The 19,184-nt window shown below is 54.8% G+C and carries 17 protein-coding genes and 1 riboswitch; of the genes, 2 read left to right on the top strand and 15 right to left on the bottom strand.

The genetic code is table 11. The features are described 5' to 3' along the window. Positions 1-44: 44 nt before the first annotated feature. A complete protein-coding gene (locus tag C508_RS18795; RefSeq protein WP_155836675.1) occupies positions 45-1,193 on the bottom strand; it encodes a metallophosphoesterase in 1,149 nt (382 codons plus the stop codon). A gap of 160 nt (positions 1,194-1,353) precedes the next feature. Here C508_RS18795 and C508_RS0114230 point away from each other — a divergent pair, with 160 nt between their 5' ends. Further along, positions 1,354-1,731, top strand: a complete 378-nt coding sequence (locus C508_RS0114230; RefSeq protein WP_018704244.1) for a pyridoxamine 5'-phosphate oxidase family protein — start codon at positions 1,354-1,356, stop codon at positions 1,729-1,731. Positions 1,732-1,773: 42 nt separating this feature from the next. Here the strand turns inward: C508_RS0114230 and C508_RS18790 are convergent, their stop codons facing one another. The 6 genes from C508_RS18790 to pflB all read right to left on the bottom strand — a co-directional run bounded on the left by C508_RS18790 (position 1,774) and on the right by pflB (position 8,337). Further along, positions 1,774-2,742, bottom strand: coding sequence for a lipoate--protein ligase (locus C508_RS18790; protein ID WP_018704243.1), 969 nt, complete (start codon positions 2,740-2,742; stop codon positions 1,774-1,776). Then, positions 2,743-3,321 carry an NAD(P)H-dependent oxidoreductase gene (locus tag C508_RS0114220; protein ID WP_018704242.1) on the bottom strand — a complete coding sequence of 193 codons (579 nt, stop codon included), beginning with the start codon at positions 3,319-3,321 and terminating at the stop codon, positions 2,743-2,745. It abuts the gene before it with no gap. A 12-nt stretch (positions 3,322-3,333) separates the two neighbouring features. Then, positions 3,334-3,681, bottom strand: coding sequence for a cupin domain-containing protein (locus C508_RS0114215; RefSeq protein ID WP_018704241.1), 348 nt, complete (start codon positions 3,679-3,681; stop codon positions 3,334-3,336). 373 nt (positions 3,682-4,054) lie between these two features. Continuing rightward, positions 4,055-5,161 (bottom strand): redox-regulated ATPase YchF, encoded by a 1,107-nt coding sequence (gene ychF, locus C508_RS0114205; RefSeq protein ID WP_018704239.1) that lies wholly within the window; start codon positions 5,159-5,161, stop codon positions 4,055-4,057. Positions 5,162-5,300: 139 nt separating this feature from the next. Next, on the bottom strand, positions 5,301-6,035 hold the full coding sequence (pflA, locus tag C508_RS0114200; protein ID WP_018704238.1) for a pyruvate formate-lyase-activating protein: 735 nt from the start codon (positions 6,033-6,035) through the stop codon (positions 5,301-5,303). Between the two features lie 61 nt (positions 6,036-6,096). Beyond that, a complete protein-coding gene (gene pflB, locus C508_RS0114195) occupies positions 6,097-8,337 on the bottom strand; it encodes a formate C-acetyltransferase (RefSeq protein ID WP_215731980.1) in 2,241 nt (746 codons plus the stop codon). Between the two features lie 77 nt (positions 8,338-8,414). Continuing rightward, positions 8,415-8,501, bottom strand: a riboswitch (ZMP/ZTP riboswitch). A gap of 340 nt (positions 8,502-8,841) precedes the next feature. Here pflB and C508_RS0114190 point away from each other — a divergent pair. Beyond that, positions 8,842-10,530, top strand: a complete 1,689-nt coding sequence (locus C508_RS0114190) for a methyl-accepting chemotaxis protein (RefSeq protein WP_018704236.1) — start codon at positions 8,842-8,844, stop codon at positions 10,528-10,530. A 122-nt stretch (positions 10,531-10,652) separates the two neighbouring features. Here C508_RS0114190 and C508_RS0114185 read toward each other — a convergent pair whose 3' ends face one another. The 8 genes from C508_RS0114185 to C508_RS18775 form a co-directional block, all read right to left on the bottom strand. Continuing rightward, positions 10,653-10,856, bottom strand: coding sequence for a DUF951 domain-containing protein (locus tag C508_RS0114185; RefSeq protein WP_018704235.1), 204 nt, complete (start codon positions 10,854-10,856; stop codon positions 10,653-10,655). A 250-nt stretch (positions 10,857-11,106) separates the two neighbouring features. Continuing rightward, a complete protein-coding gene (locus tag C508_RS0114175) occupies positions 11,107-11,388 on the bottom strand; it encodes a putative Se/S carrier protein (RefSeq protein WP_245553743.1) in 282 nt (93 codons plus the stop codon). After that, the gene (gene yedF, locus C508_RS0114170; protein WP_018704232.1) at positions 11,388-11,996 is read right to left on the bottom strand and encodes a sulfurtransferase-like selenium metabolism protein YedF; all 609 of its coding nucleotides are present in this window, start codon (positions 11,994-11,996) and stop codon (positions 11,388-11,390) included. Before yedF ends, C508_RS0114175 begins: the two co-directional genes overlap by 1 nt. Next, positions 11,986-13,017 carry a selenide, water dikinase SelD gene (selD, locus tag C508_RS0114165; protein ID WP_018704231.1) on the bottom strand — a complete coding sequence of 344 codons (1,032 nt, stop codon included), beginning with the start codon at positions 13,015-13,017 and terminating at the stop codon, positions 11,986-11,988. Before selD ends, yedF begins: the two co-directional genes overlap by 11 nt. Before the next feature lie 325 nt (positions 13,018-13,342). Then, on the bottom strand, positions 13,343-14,680 hold the full coding sequence (locus C508_RS18785) for an L-cysteine desulfidase family protein (RefSeq protein ID WP_018704230.1): 1,338 nt from the start codon (positions 14,678-14,680) through the stop codon (positions 13,343-13,345). 28 nt (positions 14,681-14,708) lie between these two features. After that, a complete protein-coding gene (locus tag C508_RS0114155; protein WP_018704229.1) occupies positions 14,709-15,992 on the bottom strand; it encodes an APC family permease in 1,284 nt (427 codons plus the stop codon). Positions 15,993-16,037: 45 nt separating this feature from the next. Beyond that, positions 16,038-16,769: a gamma-glutamyl-gamma-aminobutyrate hydrolase family protein gene (locus C508_RS18780; protein ID WP_018704228.1), complete on the bottom strand. Its 732-nt coding sequence runs from the start codon at positions 16,767-16,769 to the stop codon at positions 16,038-16,040. Between the two features lie 275 nt (positions 16,770-17,044). Then, complete coding sequence (locus C508_RS18775; protein ID WP_018704227.1) at positions 17,045-19,048, bottom strand: sigma-54 interaction domain-containing protein; 2,004 nt, start codon at positions 19,046-19,048, stop codon at positions 17,045-17,047. Positions 19,049-19,184 lie beyond the last annotated feature (136 nt).

Here is a 19,184-nt window from a genome sequence, read left to right as displayed (position 1 = left end):
CCTCAAAAAGAATACATCTCTATGTTTCATTGCCATGACTTTCTCTACTCTTGTTTATTTTCGTCACTTCGAGCCGGCTGGCCCCCTGTAAAATGCAGCTTCAACAGCACAATCTCGCTTTGAGTTCCTATGCGCAAAGGAGGTCCCCAACCGCCGTAGCCGCTGGAAACAATCATCGTCATATTGCCGCGCTGCAGCATCCCCCAATCAAGCTCGTACATTGCATGCGTAATCAAGGAAATCGGCCACATCTGCCCCTGGTGAGTATGCCCGGATAAGAGCACATCCGCACCGGCCACAGCCGCTTCGTCAATGCGCCGCGGCTGGTGATCCATCACCACTACCGGTCGGGTCAAATCCACACCGGCCAAAATATCTTCTAACGGATCGCTTTCACCCGGCTGATAACGGCTGCGCCCAAAATCGTCGCGCCCCACCAAAACCAAGCCATTGCCTACCAATTGCCAGCGATCCCTAAGCACGGTCAAACCGCCAGCCTCCAAATATTTAAGAGCTTTTTCCGGCTTACGGCTGATATACTCATGGTTGCCCATGACTGCATACACCCCTAACGGCGCTTTCAGCCCCCGCAAAACCTGAGGTATTCCATGCCGCGGCAGATAGTCCGCATCTTGATCAATGGTATCACCCACCAAAACAATGAGGTCCGCTTGCTGCGCATTAAGCTGCTGTACCAGTTCTTCAACACGCCCCCGATCAATCAACGCGCCAATATGCACATCCGACACCATGGCAATAGTCAAACTCTCTCGTCCAGGAAATTCTTTTGCAATGGTCACATCGTAGGGCTGAATCACCGGATGCCGGGCTTGATTCCAGCCATAAGCGAAAATAGCCAACGCCAGCAGGGCTGCAGCGAAGGTCAAACGTCTCCGCCAGGGGCGTTTCAAGAGCAAACAGCCCGCTTCTAAAAGCAGCAGAGATAGTACAAAATAAGTCAGCCACCCCAGCCACCAACCGCCAATGATCTCCAGGTTTTCGCCCCAGCCGGGACGCAACAACCGCAGAAACGGAACCAAAAACAAACCAAACGCCACGATCCGCAAAACGATCTGCGTTCGCCGCCGCAAACCAAACGCCACCCGGCGATATACGTAAAAGCACATCAAGCCGTAAAGAAGCGTAAAAAAGACCAAAAATAACGACACCGGTACATTCATTGCAATCGACACGCTCCGTTTTCAAAAACTCTACTCTCATCTTAGAAGAAGAGTAAAAAAAAAGCAATCTTTAAGAAGGATTTTTTCTATCAACGGAGAATATTTATCAACAATAAACTTGAGGAGGTGAGTTCCGCCGGCAAAAGCGACTAGCTTTTGCTGCGGAGTTACTATGAAACAATTAGAAGAACTGAAAGATTTTTTTGCTGCTAATAAAGGAACCGGCACCCTCTCCACCGCCAATTCCAAAGGCCAAGTCTCCAGCGCCGTATACGCTACGCCGCATTTTCTCCCGGACGGACAGCTTGCTTTTATCATGAGAGACCGCCGCACCTGGGCCAACATCCAAGAAAACCCGCATGCTTGCTACCTCTTTTTACAGCATGGACATCAAGGAAAACGTCTCTACTTGACCAAAACGGGCGACGAAACCAATAGCGAGCGTCTCTTCGCCTTGCGCCGCCGGGACTATGGAGAGAAAGAAACCGGTGAAGATCTGCATCTGGTCATTTTCCGTCTCGACGAAGTCCGACCTCTTATCGGAGGCTAAACAACATAAAAGAAGGCCGTCCTCAAAGAGGATGGCCTTCTTTTATGTTTCTATGCTGTTGAGCCAGGCGGCAATTTCCGCGCAGCCAGCCTCGCGAGCAGCAGCGGCAAGAGCGGCGCTGCTATAAGTTTTCCCTTTTAGGACCCCTTCCAACAGTGACGGCCATTCCGTAGCCAAGGCATCGGTATAAATTTTTGCCTCGCTTACCCGTCCTTGCCGCAAAGACAAGGCGATTTCAACGCCGCCCCAGGCAAAACGCTGCCGCAGAACCCGCTCAAAAGGAGGCGTCTTACCCAAACGCCAGGCGTCAGAAGCGTGCTTCTCGATAAGCTCTTGCAGCTCCGGCATCGCTTCCGGCGAAAGCTGCTGCGTCTCGCAGGCTCCGTATTCCCGGCAAAATTCTGTTTGCAACACCTGCGCCATACGCTGCGGAGTCAGCCCCGGTAAAAATTCCGCCAAATTCGCCACCCGCTCACGCACGGAAACGACGCCTTTAGCCGTCAGTTTCGCTTCATCCACCGTCAGATAGCGGCTGAGCCTTGCCAGATCTCCCGCCACCAAGAGCGTACCGTGATGCAACGATGCTTTGCGTCCTTTTAAAAAAGCCTGCCCCGAAACCTTACGCCCCTCCAGCAGCAGGTCGTTTCGCCCGGAAGCGCAAACCGCTAAGCCCAGCGAATGCAGAGCGCGCAATACCACTGCCGTCTGCCGCGCCTCATCGTATACCCGGCCTCCCATGAGGAAAGAAAAATTCAAATTCCCTCCGTCATGATACACCGCGCCGCCGCCGCTGAGACGCCTGGCTAAGTAACCGCCCTCTTCTTCTAAGAGTTCCAGCAGACACTCCCGCCAAGGATTTTGGTTCCTTCCGATCACAACGGTCTGTTCGTTTTGCCACAAAAAAAGCATCGCCTGGTCCGGCTTCACCTGATGTAGCAAATATTCTTCCAGCGCCAAATTCCGCCAAGGATGCCTAGATAAAGACAACGCCAGCCTTGCCGCTTCCCTCATTTATAGAGTCCGCACCTTCTGGCTTACTTCTTCTAACATCTTCTGGCGAGCAGCATCATCTACGGTCGTTACCGCGCCAAAAAGACGATGTTCCAGCACCTTCATGCCACACAGAGAAAAGATGCCTTCATCCACTGTCAACCGCAAGGATTCGGCCACGCCGCTCTCCTCACAGAGTCCTTCCGGCATGCCCATGGTTGTAAAAGCCAGTACTTCCTTCTCTGCAAGCAACCCTCTCAATCCGCCTTCACCGGCGGCAAACGCAAAACCTTCCGCAAAAACCCGGTCAATATACCCCTTCAGCACCGCCGGCATAGCCGACCACCACAGAGGATATACAAAAATAAGCCGATCCGCCCAAGCGATATGGCGCTGCTCCTCTGCAATATCCGGAGGCGTCTGCGTTTCGGCAAAAGACAACAAATCTCTGCCGCTCAGAGACGGAACAAAATGCATCGCGTACAAATCTCGCATCATCACTTCATCCCCCCGGGCATGAATGGCCTGTACCGCCGTATCAGCGATCGCCCGGCAAAAACTGCCCGACTGGGGATGACAATAGATCAATAACTGCTTCAATCCCCCAGCCTCCTATGAATATAATACAAGAGCAATGACTTCCAGCGTTTCCGGCCCTTCATTAACCAGGCTGTGCGCTTCTCCGTCCTTGGTAAACAATAAATCCCCTGCCTGCACTGTGCTTTTGACGCCATTGTCGTCAAAAACGCCTTGGCCTTTCAGCACATAGTAAGCTTCCACATCGCCATTGTGCTGATGAAAGCCCACCGAACAGCCCGGGTTAATGATGTTGTGTGAAAACAAGCGCCCTTTGCCTTGAAACTCTTCTCCCTGCAGCAAATGCACCAGTGTCACATCCCCCTGACCGCCCAGCATTTCCTTGCGCACCTCGCGCTGCAATTCCTCTGCCCGTTTGATCATGTTCCTTCCTCCTCTTCTTCTCTCAGAACATTTCGGGATCTACTACACTTGAGCAATTCGCGTTCCAAATCGCAAATCCTGCAAAAAAATAAAGGCCGCTTGCGCGGCCTGGGAGAACATGGGGATACGAAAACGTAAACAAGAGTAGAGGGAGAACTACGGAATAATGAATCATAAAACAAACACCTGTAAAAAATTCTCCCCCAATAGGAAGCTACTGCTTGCATGAGCGCTCCGACAAAGAGAGAGATTTTTTTGCCAGACGCGAAAGAAAACGCAGGCATAGCGGCGCTATGCCGAGGCTTTCTGCCAAAGTCTGACAAAAAAAGATCCTTTTTGACGGGGCAGTGAAGCAAGTTGCAGTTTCCGAAAATTAAACATTAAAGCGGAAATGCACCACATCGCCGTCTTTCATGACATATTCCTTGCCTTCGAGTCTGACAAGTCCTTTTTCCTTGGCTGCCGCAGGGCTGCCGCTGGTTACCAAATCATCAAAAGAGATGATTTCCGCGCGGATAAAGCCACGCTCAATGTCGCTGTGAATCTTGCCGCCTGCCGCCGGAGCTTTGGTACCGCTCACAATGGTCCAAGCGCGAGTTTCCATTTCACCGGCCGTTAAAAAGGTCATCAAGCCCAACAGCTTGAAGGCCGCTCGCACCAGCTTATCGAGGCCGGATTCTTCCAGACCCAATTCCCCTAAGAATGCCCGTGCGTCTTCGTCGTCCAGCTCGGCGATTTCCGACTCCACTTTGGCAGATACAGCGATGACTTCAGCGCCTTCTTGAGCTGCATATTTTTTTACCTGCTTCACATAGGGATTTTCATCCGCCGTCAGCAGTTCGTCTTCCGCAACATTAGCGATAAAAAGAGTAGGCTTCAGCGTCAATAGCGTCAAGTCGCGAATAAGCTGCGCCTCATCGTCGGTCATTTCTACGCGCCGCGCCGGCTGCGCATCTTCCAAAAGGTCCTTAATGCGTCCCAAGAGCGCCAGCTCCGCCGGAGCCTTTTTATCGCCGCTTTTGATCAGCTTCTGGGTGCGCTCCATGCGCTTTTCTACCGTTTCCAGATCCGCCAGACACAGCTCGGTATTGATGATATCAATATCGCGCAGCGGATCGATAGCGCCTTCCACATGAGTAATGTTCGCATCCTGGAAGCAGCGCACCACTTGCGCCACGGCATCTACCTGGCGAATGTGGGCCAGGAATTTATTGCCCAAGCCTTCGCCTTTCGACGCGCCCTTAACCAAACCGGCGATGTCTACAAAACGCATGGCCGCAGGCAAAATGCGCTTAGAGCCGTAAATAGACGCCAGCTTCGCCAGACGAGCGTCCGGCACTTCCACTACGCCCACGTTAGGCTCAATCGTACAGAAAGGATAATTCGCCGCTTCCGCTCCGGCCTTGGTAATGGCGTTGAAAAGCGTGCTTTTGCCTACGTTAGGCAACCCGACAATGCCGACTTCCAGATTGGTACTCATGCTTATATTCCACCTTATCCTTGATTTCTTGTTGTATCTCAAGAAGCCACCGGTTCATCCGCTTTTCGCAGCCTGAACCGGCGGCCCCTGTTGACATTCTTCCTTAACTATTCTATTTTAGACGATTTACTTGGCAAATTCAAGTAGACAGGGCAACGCCGCGCTTAGACAAGCGCAAAGCCACTTGAGCGACGATCTCTTTTGACGCCGGCAAAATCCCTTCCAGCGGATAGTCCATGCCCAATATGCGCCATTTTTCCACGCCCATCGTATGATACGGCAAAAGCTGTACCGCTACCGGGCGCGGCAGCGCCAGCACCACCTTGGCCAGCGCTTCGGTTTCTACCTCGCCGTCCGTCAGGCCCGGGATGACCACAAAGCGCAAGGTAACTTCGCTGGCCAAAACGGCTTCCTTCAAATGAAGCAGCGTTGCCTGATAATCGCCGTTTCGAGTCAAGCTGCGATAGGTCTCCTCCCTCGCTCCCTTGAGACTGAACAACACCGCATCCGCATAGGGCAGCACGGCTTGCGCCGCACCAGCCTCCCACTTACCGCTGGTATCCAGCGTCGTATGAATGCCCGCCTCCTGGCAGACCGCAAAAAGAGCCCCCACAAACTCCGCCTGCTCCATCGGCTCGCCGCCGCTGACGGTAATGCCGCCGTTGGACGCATCGTAAAAGGGCCGGTACCGCTGGTAGTCCGCCAGCACTTCTGCTACGGACATCTCCCGCCCGCCCCGCTTCCAGGTGTCCGGGTTATGACAAAAGGCGCAGCCCAGACTGCAGCCGGATAAAAACAGCACATAGCGAATCCCTCGCCCGTCCAGCGTGCCGAAGGTCTCCACCGAATGCACCCAGCCCTTGATGTCGCTCATAGGCCGCCTCCTTTGATAGACATACAACAATAAAAACGAACAAGAGTTGTATCTTTTACTCTTACGCGCCTACTGTTTCGTAGAAAGTCCGATGGATGACTTCAAGCTGCTGCGCCCGGCTGAGCTTGATGAAATGCACAGCGTAGCCGGAAACGCGGATGGTAAGCTGCGGATAGAGTTCCGGATGCTCCATGGCGTCTTCCAAAATCGCCCGTTCCAAGACGTTGACATTGATATGGTGCCCGGCCAGCGATACATAGCCGTCCAACAAGGCCGCCAGCTTGGCTGCTCGATCTTCCGCGGTCCCGCCCAGCACGTGAGGCAAGATCGAGAAGGTGTAGGAAATGCCGTCACGGCAGGCTTCATAAGGAAGCTTGGTCACCGAACGCATAGCGGCCAGCGCGCCTTTTTCCTCGCGTCCGTGCATGGGGTTGGCTCCCGGTGCAAAAGGAGCGCCTGCAGGGCGTCCGTCCGGGGTAGCGCCGGTTTTTTTGCCGTACATAACATTCGAAGTAATCGTCAATACCGACAAGGTATGATGCGCACCTCGGTAAGCGGCATGACGCTTCAAGAGCGCCGAGAATTCTTCGACCAATTCTTTGGCCAGCTCGTCTACGCGATCATCGTCATTGCCGTAGCAAGGAAAGGGCTGCTCGTTAGTAAAGCCCACAGCAATGCCACGCTCATCGCGAATGGCTTTGACCTTGCCATAGCGGATCGCGCTCAGCGAATCCGCCGCCACCGAAAGACCGGCGACGCCAAAGGCCATGAGCCGTTCCACTTGGCTGTCATGCAGCGCCAGCTGAGACGCTTCATAAGCATAGCGATCATGCATATAATGGATCAGATTCATTGTATTCACGTAAAGACCAGCCAGCCACTCCAATACGCGGCTGTAGCGGCGGCGCACTACGTCATAATCCAGATATTCGCCTTCCGGCAAGGGCAGTTCCGGCGCTACCTGGAGCGCTGACTTTTCGTCCTTGCCGCCGTTAATGGCCATCAAAAGCGCCTTCGCCAAATTGGCCCGGGCGCCAAAGAACTGCATCTGCTGTCCCAGGCGCATAGCCGACACGCAGCAAGCGATGCCGTAATCATCGCCATAAATAGGCCGCATCAAATCATCGCTTTCATACTGAATGGCGCTGGTGTCAATGGACACCTTGGCGCAAAAGCGTTTAAAGCCGGCCGGCAGAGCCGCCGCCCAAAGCACCGTCAAATTAGGCTCCGGCGCCGGACCCAGATTGTAAAGAGTGTGCAGAATACGGAAAGACGTCTTAGTCACCAGCGTACGACCGTCTACACCCATGCCGCCTACGGATTCCGTCACCCAGAGGGGGTCGCCGGCGAAGAGTTCGTTATAGTCCGGCGTGCGCAGTTGCCGCGCCAAACGCAGCTTGATGACCAATTGATCAATGATTTCCTGCGCGGCGCTTTCATCCAAAAGGCCTGCCGCCAAATCGCGCTGAAAATAAATATCCAAAAAGGTCGAAACGCGGCCAATGGACATAGCCGCCCCGTTTTGATCCTTAATCCCTGCTAAGTACCCAAAGTATACCCACTGCGCCGCTTCCAGCGCCGTTTCCGCCGGACGGCGAATATCGCAGCCATAGCTGGCCGCCATCTGCGCCAGTTGTTCCAGCGCTTCGATCTGCAGCGCAATCTCTTCGCGGCTGCGCATGGTTTCTTCATCCATCGCGTCAATGCGTTCTTTTAAATCCTGCTTCTTACAGGCGATGAGATGGTCCACGCCGTACAGAGCCACGCGGCGATAATCGCCAATGATGCGACCCCGGCCATAGGCATCCGGCAGACCGGTAATAATACCCACCTTGCGGGCCAGCTTCATCTCGTCCGAATACGCCCGGAAGACGGCCGTATTGTGGGTAGTGCGGTGATTATGATAAATATCGCTGATTTCCGGGTCCAGTTTGTAGCCGTAGGCTTCACAGGCCTGCTCGGCCATACGAATGCCGCCGTTGACGATGACGCCGCGCTCTAAAGGAGCTTCGGTCTGCAAGCCAACAACGATTTCCAAGTCTTTTTCAATGTAACCGGCGCCATGAGAAGTAATGGTAGATACACGCGTAGGATCGACCGACAAAACGCCGCCTTTTTCCTGTTCCGCTTTCAGCAAGTCCATGCACTTGTCCCAAAGTTTTTTGGTTCGCGCCGTCGGCGCCGCCAAGAACGCGTCATCCCCTGCATAGGGCTGGTAGTTGCGTTGAATGAAGCTGCGCACGTCAATGCGCCGTTGCCACCGTCCACCTTGAAATCCGTTCCATGCTTTGTTGTTCATCATCGTTATTGCTCCTCTCGTCAAGCCGGCGCCTTTACAGACCCGGTCAGAAGCGACAAAAAACCGCCCAGGCAGCACACAAGCTTTGCCCAGGCGGTCGGCTTTCATATCCCCATATCGCAGTCCACGTGGTATTCTCCACTGATCCGCCAGTCCTGCTGGGGTTCGGTTGTCTGACACAGCGGTGTGTCGCATCCTTATTATACCGATTCGGGAAAGCGGTCGTCAAGAGTATTTAATGTTTTTTCACCTTTTTATTTTTAGATAAAAATTATTAATTAGCCATAATGTGATAAAGCCCAGACCGCAGGCCTATGTAGCGCTCACAAGTTTGCTTCTCCTAACTAAGTTTCTTGCAAAACGGTGTAAAATCAGGACTCTCTCTTAATTGTAATTCTCGACAACTAGTAGTACTATGATCCTTGTTGTCCATAACTATCACATATTATGTTATATGAAAATTCCACTTTTTACATTTTACCGTTAGAATCAAGGAGGATTGTTAGAATGTCTTGGAACATCAGCAAAAAAATCACCGCCGCCTTTCTCGCGGTCATCGCCCTTGTCGCCATCATGAGCGCTTTCACCTATTACGAGGTAGGCCAGCTCAACGACATGCATATCACTTCCGCCAAAAGCAATTTAGAAAAGATGTATCTGTCACAAGGCATTGCTCTGGATATCGCTAACGAAGCCGTGGCCATGCGCCGCTTCAACTTTACCGGCGACGCCAATGACATCACTGTCTTCAATGCCTACCGCACGCAAGGAAACGAAAAGTTGCAGCGCCTGGACGCTATGTTGTCGCTGCAAAAAAACAAAGACCTTATTCAGAAAATCCAGCAAGAAAAAAGCAAATATGAGGGCATTGCTGAAAAATCCTTTGCCGCCAAAAAAACTAATGACGCAGCCGCCGTCGGTCAATTTATGGATGCAGCCGGCGCGCCTTATAAGGCGGCCATGAGCCTCGCCATGGAAATGGTAAGTAATGTAGATGATTTCGTCAAAGCCGACCAACTCGCCTCTGACAACAAAGCATCGGGCATGCGTAAAACCTTGCTTTTCACCAATCTTCTGGTCGCCATTCTTGCCATCTTTATCAGCCGCTTTATCAGCGGCCGCATTTCCCGCCCCGCGCAGGAAGTCAGCGCCGCTGCCGCTAGTATTGCCGCCGGCGACCTGTCAGGTCCGAACGTGGCCGTTACCACAAATGACGAAATCGGCAAACTAGGCCAATCCTTCAATACGATGAAAAGCAATCTGCGTCAAGTCATGCAGACCATCCAATCTTCCGCCGAGCAAGTCACTACTTCCTCGGAAGAACTTACGGCCAGCGCTGAACAGTCCGCCATCGCCTCCACCCAGGTAGCCGATTCGATTACCTCGGTAGCCCAAGGCGCCGCCGGACAGCTTCACGCCATAGAAAACGCTTCCGCTACGGTTCAGACCTTGTCCGCCGGCCTGGAAGAAGCCGCCGCCAGCGCCCACGAGGTCAGCGACCAGTCTTCTCGCGCTTCGCGCACAGCGGTTGACGGCGCCCAGACGGTCTCCCAAGCGGTCAAACAAATGCAAAGCATCCAAGAAACCGTTAATTTCTCCGCTAGCGTCGTCTCCAAACTTGGTGAAAGCTCCCAGGAAATCGGTCAAATCGTCGATACCATCTCCGGCATCGCCGCCCAGACCAACCTCTTAGCGTTAAACGCCGCCATCGAAGCCGCTCGCGCAGGCGAGCAAGGACGAGGCTTTGCCGTCGTCGCCGAGGAAGTACGCCACCTGGCCGAGCAATCCCAGGACGCCGCTAAAAAGATCACTGAACTCATCTCCGAAATTCAAGGCGACACCGCCAAAGCAGTCTCCGCCATGCAAGCCGGCACACGCGAGGTGGAAACCGGCGTGGAAGTGGTCAACAGCACTGGCACTGCCTTTAAAAGCATCGAAACCATCGTGCTTCATGTGGCGGATCAGATGAAAGAAATGTCTACCGTCATCGAGCACATGGCCCAAGGCAGCCAAGAAATCGTTACCGCGGTGGCTGAAATTGACCGGCTGAGCAAACAAGCTTCCAGCGAGTCGGAAAACGTTGCCGCCATCACCGAAGAACAGTCCGCCGCCGCAGAAGAAATTGCCGCTTCCAGCCAGGGCCTTGAAGGCATGGCGCAAAAAATGCAGGAAGCCGTCAGCAAATTCCGGCTGTAAATACGACGTTACACAGAGTACCAGAGGAATCAGAGGGTACGCAGAGAAAATAAGTTACCCTTTATAAAGAAGAGAGCAACTCCCGAATTCCGTCGGATGTTGCTCTCTTTTTCCATACTTCTTTACTCCGCTTCACCGGCTTTGCCGACAATACCCCGAAAGGATTTTTCAAACTTAGGACGCGGAATGAGCACCCGATGGCCGCAGCCCATGCACTTCAGCCCGATATCCATGCCTGTACGCACGATCTCCCAACGGTCACTGCCGCAAGGATGCGCTTTTTTCATTTTCACTATATCTCCCATGTCAACCTTAACGATATTCATATCCTGCGTACCCTCCTCTTTTGGGAAGCCACTAATTTATTCACATCTCACGCCAAAACAGCTCTTTTTACGCCAGGCTTTGTCAGAAAGCCTCGGAAGAGCGCCGCTATTCCTACATTTTCTTCCTCGCCTGGCAAAAAAAGCTCTTGTTTTCGCGGAGCGTTCATTAAATCAGCCGCTTCCTTACTTTTGCAAAATCCAATACGCTATAGCTCTCCTGCGTACCCTCCCGTGACTCCGGTTCTCTTGTTCAATCCTCGTCCCCGGTACTCTCGTCCATTTTCACCCAGCCGCCCTGGCTCCGCCGATGCCAAAAGCCGCAGCGCACGCCGGCGCGCTCCAGCAACAACCGGATTTCCGCCGCCTCCTCCAGAGCGCAAAGCAGACTTTGTCCGCAACTAAGATCCAACGCCTGCGGCGTCGGCACAATACGAATGTTCCGTTGCCCAAGCTCCCGTTCCGCCAGCAGCGCATCATGCACGGAAACCAGGGTAACCAAACAATCCAGTTGGGGATAGAGTTTCGCCAGCATCACAGCGTCAGCGTCCTCGCAGAGCGAGTCAGTTCCAGAATGGTATACATATTGGTCGCTTCCCCTACGGCCAGCTTGTCTTCCAAATGGTAGTAGGAAAGGCAGGTCCCGCAAGAGAGCACCTGACAGCCCGCTTCTGCCAACGCTCGGATTGGTTCCAGCAAAGCCGATTCTTCTACCGTCAGTTTCACGCCGCTGTTAAGAAAAAGTAGCGCCTTCGGTACCGGCCCTTCCAAGAGCGTATGCAGGAACGAACGCATCAAGACCGCCCCCAGCTCCTCGCTGCCATGACCCAGCGTATCTTTGGTAATCAAATACACCAGCCCCGCCTCAACAGGAGCCTCTTCCCGACAGCTCACGCATTCCCCAAAAAGCGTTGGCAGTTCCGCAGCCTCTCCTCTAGTCAAACGCAGGACAAAACCGCCTGCTTCGTCAGCTACATCTACGGCGCAGCCCAAGGACGTCGCCAGTTTGCGTACATTTTCCTTGGCAATCGCATTATCCACCCGCACGGTCAGCACGCCGGCCCCCATGGCATCCAGCGCCCGTTTCGTCAAAATGACTGGCTGCGGACAAAGCAGCCCTCTGGCATCTACTTCATTCGACATCAATGGTTCCTCCTTCACCGTCCGTCACGCGCCCAATAATGGCTGCCGCAGTAACGCCCGCCGCATGCAATTCCCGCAACAGCTTCGGCGCTTCATCTTCACACAAAGCAATCAAAAGACCGCCGGACGTTTGCGGATCATAGCATACATCGCGCAGCGCTTCCGGCACCGCCTCGCCAAACCGCACCCGCGCGCCCAGATAATCCCTATTCGTATAGGCTCCTGCCGGAATCAGCCCCATCGCCGCCGCTTCCAACACCTCCGGCAAGAGCGGCAAAGCCTTGGCATCCAAACAAATCTTGACCCCGCTGCCGGCGGCTACTTCCGCCGTATGCCCTAATAGGCCAAAGCCTGTAATATCCGTACAGCCGTGCACGTCAAAGCCTTCCATGACCTGCGCCGCCGCCTTATTCAACGTAGACATGGATTTTCCCGCTGCCGCTACGCCTTCGCCAAACATCTCCAAGCGAGACGCGGTTGTCAAAATCCCCGTACCTAACGCCTTGGTCAGTACCAACGCGTCTCCCGGCCGCGCGCCAGCGTTGGTCCGCACCCTCGAAGGATGACAAACGCCGGTCACGCTGAGTCCGTATTTCGGCTCATTATCGGCAATCGTATGACCTCCGGCCAAAACCGCGCCGGCTTCAGCCACCTTGTCCATGCCTCCCTGGAGAACCTGCAGCAGCACCTCCGCCGGCAGCTTGCAAAGAGGCCACGCCACGACGTTCAATGCAGTCAGCGGTTTGCCGCCCATCGCATAGACATCGCTCAAGCTGTTAGCCGCCGCAATTTGTCCGAATAAATACGGATCATCCACCATGGGCGGAAAAAAATCAACCGTCTGAATAAGCGCGGTTTCTTCATTTAATAAGAACACTCCGGCATCATCCGAAGTATCTGTCCCCACTAAAAGGCGCGGATCGCTCGGCGCCTTGAGCTGCTGCAGCACCTGCGACAACGAGCCTGGCGGCACCTTGGCGGCGCAGCCGCCGCTATTTGTAAACTGAGTCAGCTTCACCATGAAGCATCCCCTCCTATCATTTCCTGTAGCCATAGTAAATTCTACACTCTTCTCCAGGCTCCTGCAAACAGAAGCATTTTAAAACAGGATAGGTACGGTTACACAGAGGAACAGAGGAAAGGCCAGAGGAAACAGAGAGGAATAACCAAGCGCTATAATGACAAAGGAGCCAACGGCACAGCAATACCGAAGGCTCCAAAAACAGTCCCTATACTTGTATGGCCGTTGCCCTCTTCTCGTGGCAGCGGCTTTTGTCTATCGTGATAGCACTACAGAGTTCCGTTCCTTTCCTCCTGAGTACCCTCCTCGACTCCGGTTCTCCTGTTCACTCCAACCCCTTCGTACCGCGCTGCTGGCGGGATTTTTCTTGTTTTTCCAGCATCACGCCGGTAATGACCTTGTCGGTTTCCAGCATGCCCGGGGCGCTGACGCGTCCCAGGTTGCGAATGGTGTCTTCCACAGTCGGCGCAATGATGCCGTTGCTGTCAGGAACTACAATGCCCCGCACCGCCATCAGCGAGCTTTCCAGGGCGGTTGCCGCGGCAGTGGAAAGCTTCAGCGCACAGCCCACCTTGCCGCCGTCGCAGATCATGCCGGTCAGATTGGCGACAACATTCTTAATGGCCATTTCCACCGTTTTCGGCTTGTCCGGCTCCATCAGCCAGGTAACCGCCGCCGTCGCTCCGGTGGCCGCCGCTACCGCACAGCCGCAAAGAGCGGAAAGATTGCCCGTATGGATCTTAACGTAGACATTCAGCAAATGACTGATCGCTACGGCCCGCAACAATTCTTCATGGCTCTTTTGCAAAGCCTTAGCCGTCACGTACACCGGCAAAATGGCGGTAATGCCGTGGTTGCCGCTGCCCGCGCTGGACATAACCGGCACCGGCTCGCCGGACATGCGAGCGTCCGCCGCTGCGGCCGTCAGCGTCTTGGCTTCGTAAATGATGTCTTCTCCCGCCAAACCCTTGACCTGCAGCTCCCGATAGAACGCGCCGATACCCATGCCCAGACGCTTTTCGATTCCCGTCTCGGCAGCGGCGACGTTCATATCGATGCCTTCTTGCAAAAACTCCAGCTCCGCCGCCGGCAGCGCCGCCACCGCTGCAATCAGCTTGGCCACCGTCACCTGCGGCTCCCGCAGAAAGCTGCGGCTGTCCGTATGAATAGCCGCTTCCCGCTCGTCTTGCGCTAAGGCGAATACCGTTTCCTTATTCGTTTCCAGTAGCACCAAGCGTGTGTGCTTTTCCTCAATCACCGCGCGGCTCCAGTTTTCCCCGCTACGCAGAATGACTTCGATCCACAAGGACGTCTTATCCGGATGCACCCGCACCGTTACCGCCTGGTCCGCCAGCATCCGCCGCGCCGCCGTCAGCGTCTCCGGCGGAAGTTCCGACAACACCGAAAGCTGCTTTTCCGGCTGCGCTACCAGCGCCCCCAAAGCCGCGGCGATTTCCATGCCGGTTTCCCCGGTACCGGGAATACCTACAGCTACGCCGTTTTTATAGACATTGCTGTTCACTGTCACTTCCACGCTTTGCGCCTTGCCCGCTAAGGCCTTCGCCGCATGGGCCGCCGCCAGCGCCACCGCTCCCGGTTCGGTGCAGCCCATCGTCGGCAGCACCTCTGCATGGAGCAATTCCAAAATATCTTCTTGCTTCACCTTACAACCTCCCGGCCTAACTCGTTCGTCAGGCGTTTCCTTGTTTTTTCATGAAAAAGTAAAGAGGCACGCCCAGGGCCATCGCCCCCAGGCCCCAGAGGATCTGTTCGGCTGACGCCTTGGATACCAGCCAAATACTGACCACTACCGCCGCAATAGGAATAAAGGGAACCAACGGCAGCCGAAAAAAGCCTTCCAAATCCGGACGTTTTTTACGCAGTACAATGACCGCCAGACACGTCGGCACGTACTGGGCGAAACGGGACACCACGCTAATTGCCGCCAGCTTAACGAAGCTGCCTGAAAGCGCCACGGGAATCGCCAATAATACGGTAATGAAAATCGCCCAAGTCGGCGTGTTAAAGCGTCCGTTTTCCGCAATTTTACGAGGTACCAAACCATCTTGGGCCAGCGCTACGCCGCTACGGGGCGTCAAAAACGAAGCCGCCACATTAATGCCTCCGATGGAAATCAGCGTACCAATCGTAACCAGCCACTTGCCGGCCGGTCCGAAAATGGCGTTGGCCGAATCCGCCACAGGCGCTACGCTTTTCGCCAAATCCGCGCCCAGCGTACCCACCGCTACCGCCTGCACCATGAAATAGACCACCGAACAGAAGCCCATGACCAACATGAGCGCCAACGGCAGGTTGCGACGAGGGTTTTCCATGTCCTCCGCCGCTACGGCCAGCGCTTCAAAGCCCGTAAAGGCGTAAAAAATGAGCAGCGCCGCCGCCCCGAAGGAGTCCAAATCAAAGCCTTTCGGATATAACGGCGTAAAGTTCCCGAAGTCGATAAAAAACGCGCCCAGAACCACAAAGAACAACAACGGCAGCACCTTGCCCACGGTAATCAGGTTATTAACGACCTTGGCCAGTTGCACCCCCAAGTAGTTCAGCAAACCCAAACCGCAGAGAATGGTCAAAATAATGGTCGTCTTGTACGGCTCCTGCAAAGCAGGCGGCCATACGGCGCTCAAGGCCGTTACAAAGCCCACCGCCATCGCCGCCCAGGCGATAATGCCAATGGCCCAGCGCATAATGCCCACTTCAAATCCGATAAATTCCCCGAAGGCTTCCCGAGCATAGACATAGGCCGCGCCATTGCGGCTAAATTTCCCGGCGCACTCGGCAAAGCAAAGCGCGATGGTCAGCACGACCAAGGTCATAAACAGATACACAAATACGCTGCCCGGCCCAATTAAGGCCATGGCTTTGCCAGGCAATAGAAAAATGCCGGACCCGATAACGCCATTGATCCCCAAGAGCACAATGCTCCAAAAGCCGAACTTACTTTTTGTTTCGTTAGTCATGGGCTTGCCTCCTCCTTAATTCCCTAAAAAAGATATAAATTAGTATTAATTCTTTTGAATCGTGTTGATAAACTTCTTAAACAAACATGCCATAGGAGCCGAAGTCGCCGCCATCATTTCCGGATGCCATTGCACCGCCAACAGCCAAGCCCCGCTAGTGCTTTCCACCGCTTCCACTACGCCGTCCAAGGCTCTGGCGCTCACACGCAAGCCTTCGCCCAATTTGTCCACCACTTGGTGATGATGGCTGTTCACCCGCACCTCGCCGCTTGCGCCGATGGCTTCCGCCAGCAACGAATGTTCCTCCACCTCTACGGTGTGGCTGGCAATGTGCCGCGGGTATCCCTGCCAATGGTTTCCCACTTCCGGACCGGCCAAGGCCACGTCCTGATGCAGCGTACCGCCGCAAGCTACGTTAATAAGCTGCATCCCCCGGCAAACCCCTAGAATGGGCAGTCCTAAACGCCGAGCCTCCTGAAAAACCGCCAGATCATAGACGTCCCGCTCCGGCAATATTTCTCCGATCCCTCGACGAGGCTGCTGGCCGTAGCTGAAAGGATCCACGTCATGCCCTCCCGGGAAAACCACCGCATCTACACAGGACAGTTGCGCCGTTATCGCCGCCGTATCCAGCACCGGCAGCAAAAGAGGCACCGCCCCCGCCGCCCGCAACGCTTCTACATAGTCATGGTTGATGTAATCCCGCTCCAGCCCGGGAAACGGAGCGCCCGGCATAACCAGCCGGCTCCCTAGTAACCCGATAATCGGTTCTTTCATAGATAACCGCCTCCTCATTTACTGCTGAACTTTTAAGTAGCAAAGTTTGTGCCAACTATCTTTGAACGCCGTTGCGTCAAAAAGCAAGGACTTAGACCGCCTTTTCTCCTGGAAGAAGAATTCATGCGTCCAAGTCCTTCATGCATAAACAAATCTAATGTTTCTTCTATATAAACAGGTTTTTCATTTCCTGTTCCAACCTGTTTTTCACCTATTTCGTTGAAATAGGGTTCCTTCTTACATAACAGCCTGCGGGAACGTTCAAACGAAACAGCCTAACGCAAGGCTGCAAGCTGCCTCGCCACAGTCGCGCCCTTCTCCGTCAAGCGGCTGCCGCCGCGCCCGGTTTGCGCCTCCGTCAGCCCCCAGCTTTGCAGCCATTCCAGCGCCCGTCGCACTTCGCCCTCGCTGACCGCGCATCCTTGCTCCTTCAAGTGAATGCCAATCGCTTTTCGGCCTGCAGACCCGCTTGCCAAACAGGCAAGCGCTTTTTGCGCCAACGGCCAAGCTTCGTGCCGTCGAAAGGCTTCCTCTTCCCGCGGCGTCTCTCTCACATAGTACGGCAGATCCGCCTCGCCAATACGTTCTCCCGCGGCAAAGGCTGCATAGGCCGCCACATTTTGCAGCTCCCGAATATTTCCCGGCCAGGCATACGCTAAGAGCGCCGCTTGCGCGCCTTCGTCCGCCGCAAGCTGCGGCCGCCCCTGTTCGCCCAAAAAGAAGGAAAGCAGGGGTAAAATATCCTCGCGCCGCTCTCGCAGCGGCGGCACGACTAGCGGCAGCACATGCAGGCGATAATACAGATCTTGCCGAAAACGCCCCGTTTCTACAAGCTGACGCAAATCCAGATGCGTCGCCGCCACCACTCGAATATCCACATTAAGCACCTGGCTTGATCCCAGCCGGGTCAGCTGCTTCTCCTGCAGCACCCGCAGCAGCCGCGCCTGCAGAGCCAAAGGCATATCCCCGACCTCATCCAAGAACACCGTGCCGCCGTGAGCCCGCTCGAAAAGGCCGCGCTTGCCTTCGCGCAAGGCCCCTGTAAAAGCCCCTCCCTCGTAACCAAACAGCTCGCTTTCCAAGAGAGCCTCCGGCACCGCCGCGCAGTTCACCGCTACAAAGGGCTGGTTTTTGCGCGGCGACGCGTTATGAAGAGACTGCGCCAAAAGTTCCTTGCCCGTGCCGCTTTCGCCGACAATGAGCACCGTTAACCCGGACGACGCCATCCTCTCCGCCAAGTTCAAGCATCCCCGCATCCGCAGGGATTCCGTACGTATATCGGCAAAGGAGTACCGCGCCGCCAGCCCCTGCGAACGCAGGCGGCGTTCCTTCGACTTTTCCAGCTGCCGCAAGTAGGTAATGTCCTGCACGCTAAGACAGCAGCCCGCCGCCTCTCCGAACTGCAAAATGGTCTGCTTTCCCGCCAGCAGTTCCCGTCCGCCCAGCTCCACCATCTCGCCCCGCACATCGCCGCCAGGCAAAAGCGCCGCTAGCGGCGCAGGCAGCAGATTCGCCGCCCGCCGCCCCAAAAAAGCGTCTCCTTCGAGCTTCAGCAGCTCTTTCATCGCCGCATTCGCTACTAGCACGCGGCCTTGCGCATCCAATAGCAGCAGCCCTTCTTTCGCCAAATCCACCACCGATTCCAGCTGCGCCTTCTGCAAAAACAATTGCCGTTGCTGCTCTTTAATGCCTCCTGCCACATTGACGGTCGACTCCGCGTATAAGACCAACCGGCGACTGAGCTCGGCGCACTCCAAGCCCAAGCGGTTGATGATTTCTAAAAAGGTCGAGATATCGATCACCCGATTTCCTAAATCGACAATCATCGAGATCGGCGGCGGCACCAACTGAGCCTCTCCGGGCGTCGTCGCCAACAAGCAGTCCACCGGCTTGTCTGGATCGTAGGGAATAAGCCGCAAATGCCGCAACCCTACTTGGTACAAAAAGGCCACCGTCTCCAGCGTCGTCTCCGGCGCGTCGTTGACCACCAGCACCCTCGTTCCCTCGGGCAAAGACAAAAGAGGCTCCACCGCCCCTTCGCGCACCGTCCGCTGCACCACCAAAATGCGGCTGGTATCGGGTACATAGCCCTCCACCTCCAGCACCTTGCTTTTCAGCATTACCAGCACGACATCCTCTTCCAGCCGCGCCGGCTGCGCCAGCTCATTTAGCGCATACAGGTTGATCTCCACATAGCCTGCGAGCACCTCTTCCAAATTTTCTTTTAAAAACGCCCCTAAATGCGTTACACCGTTCGTCACAATGGCAATGGTTTTCATCAAAATCCGCCTCTCCGCAGTTAAAACACGAAAGAGCTTCTCTACTAAGCACAGCAGGAAGCTAGGGTAATGGGTACGGATTCTTGCTTAGCTGCCAAAACTCCTGCTCTGCACAACGAGCGTTTTTGAGAATCAC

The sequence above is a fragment of the Anaeromusa acidaminophila DSM 3853 genome (genome assembly GCF_000374545.1).
GTDB lineage: Bacteria > Bacillota > Negativicutes > Anaeromusales > Anaeromusaceae > Anaeromusa > Anaeromusa acidaminophila.
The sequence above is the reverse complement of the archived record's forward strand: the minus strand, read 5'-3'. Positions and strand labels throughout refer to the sequence as shown.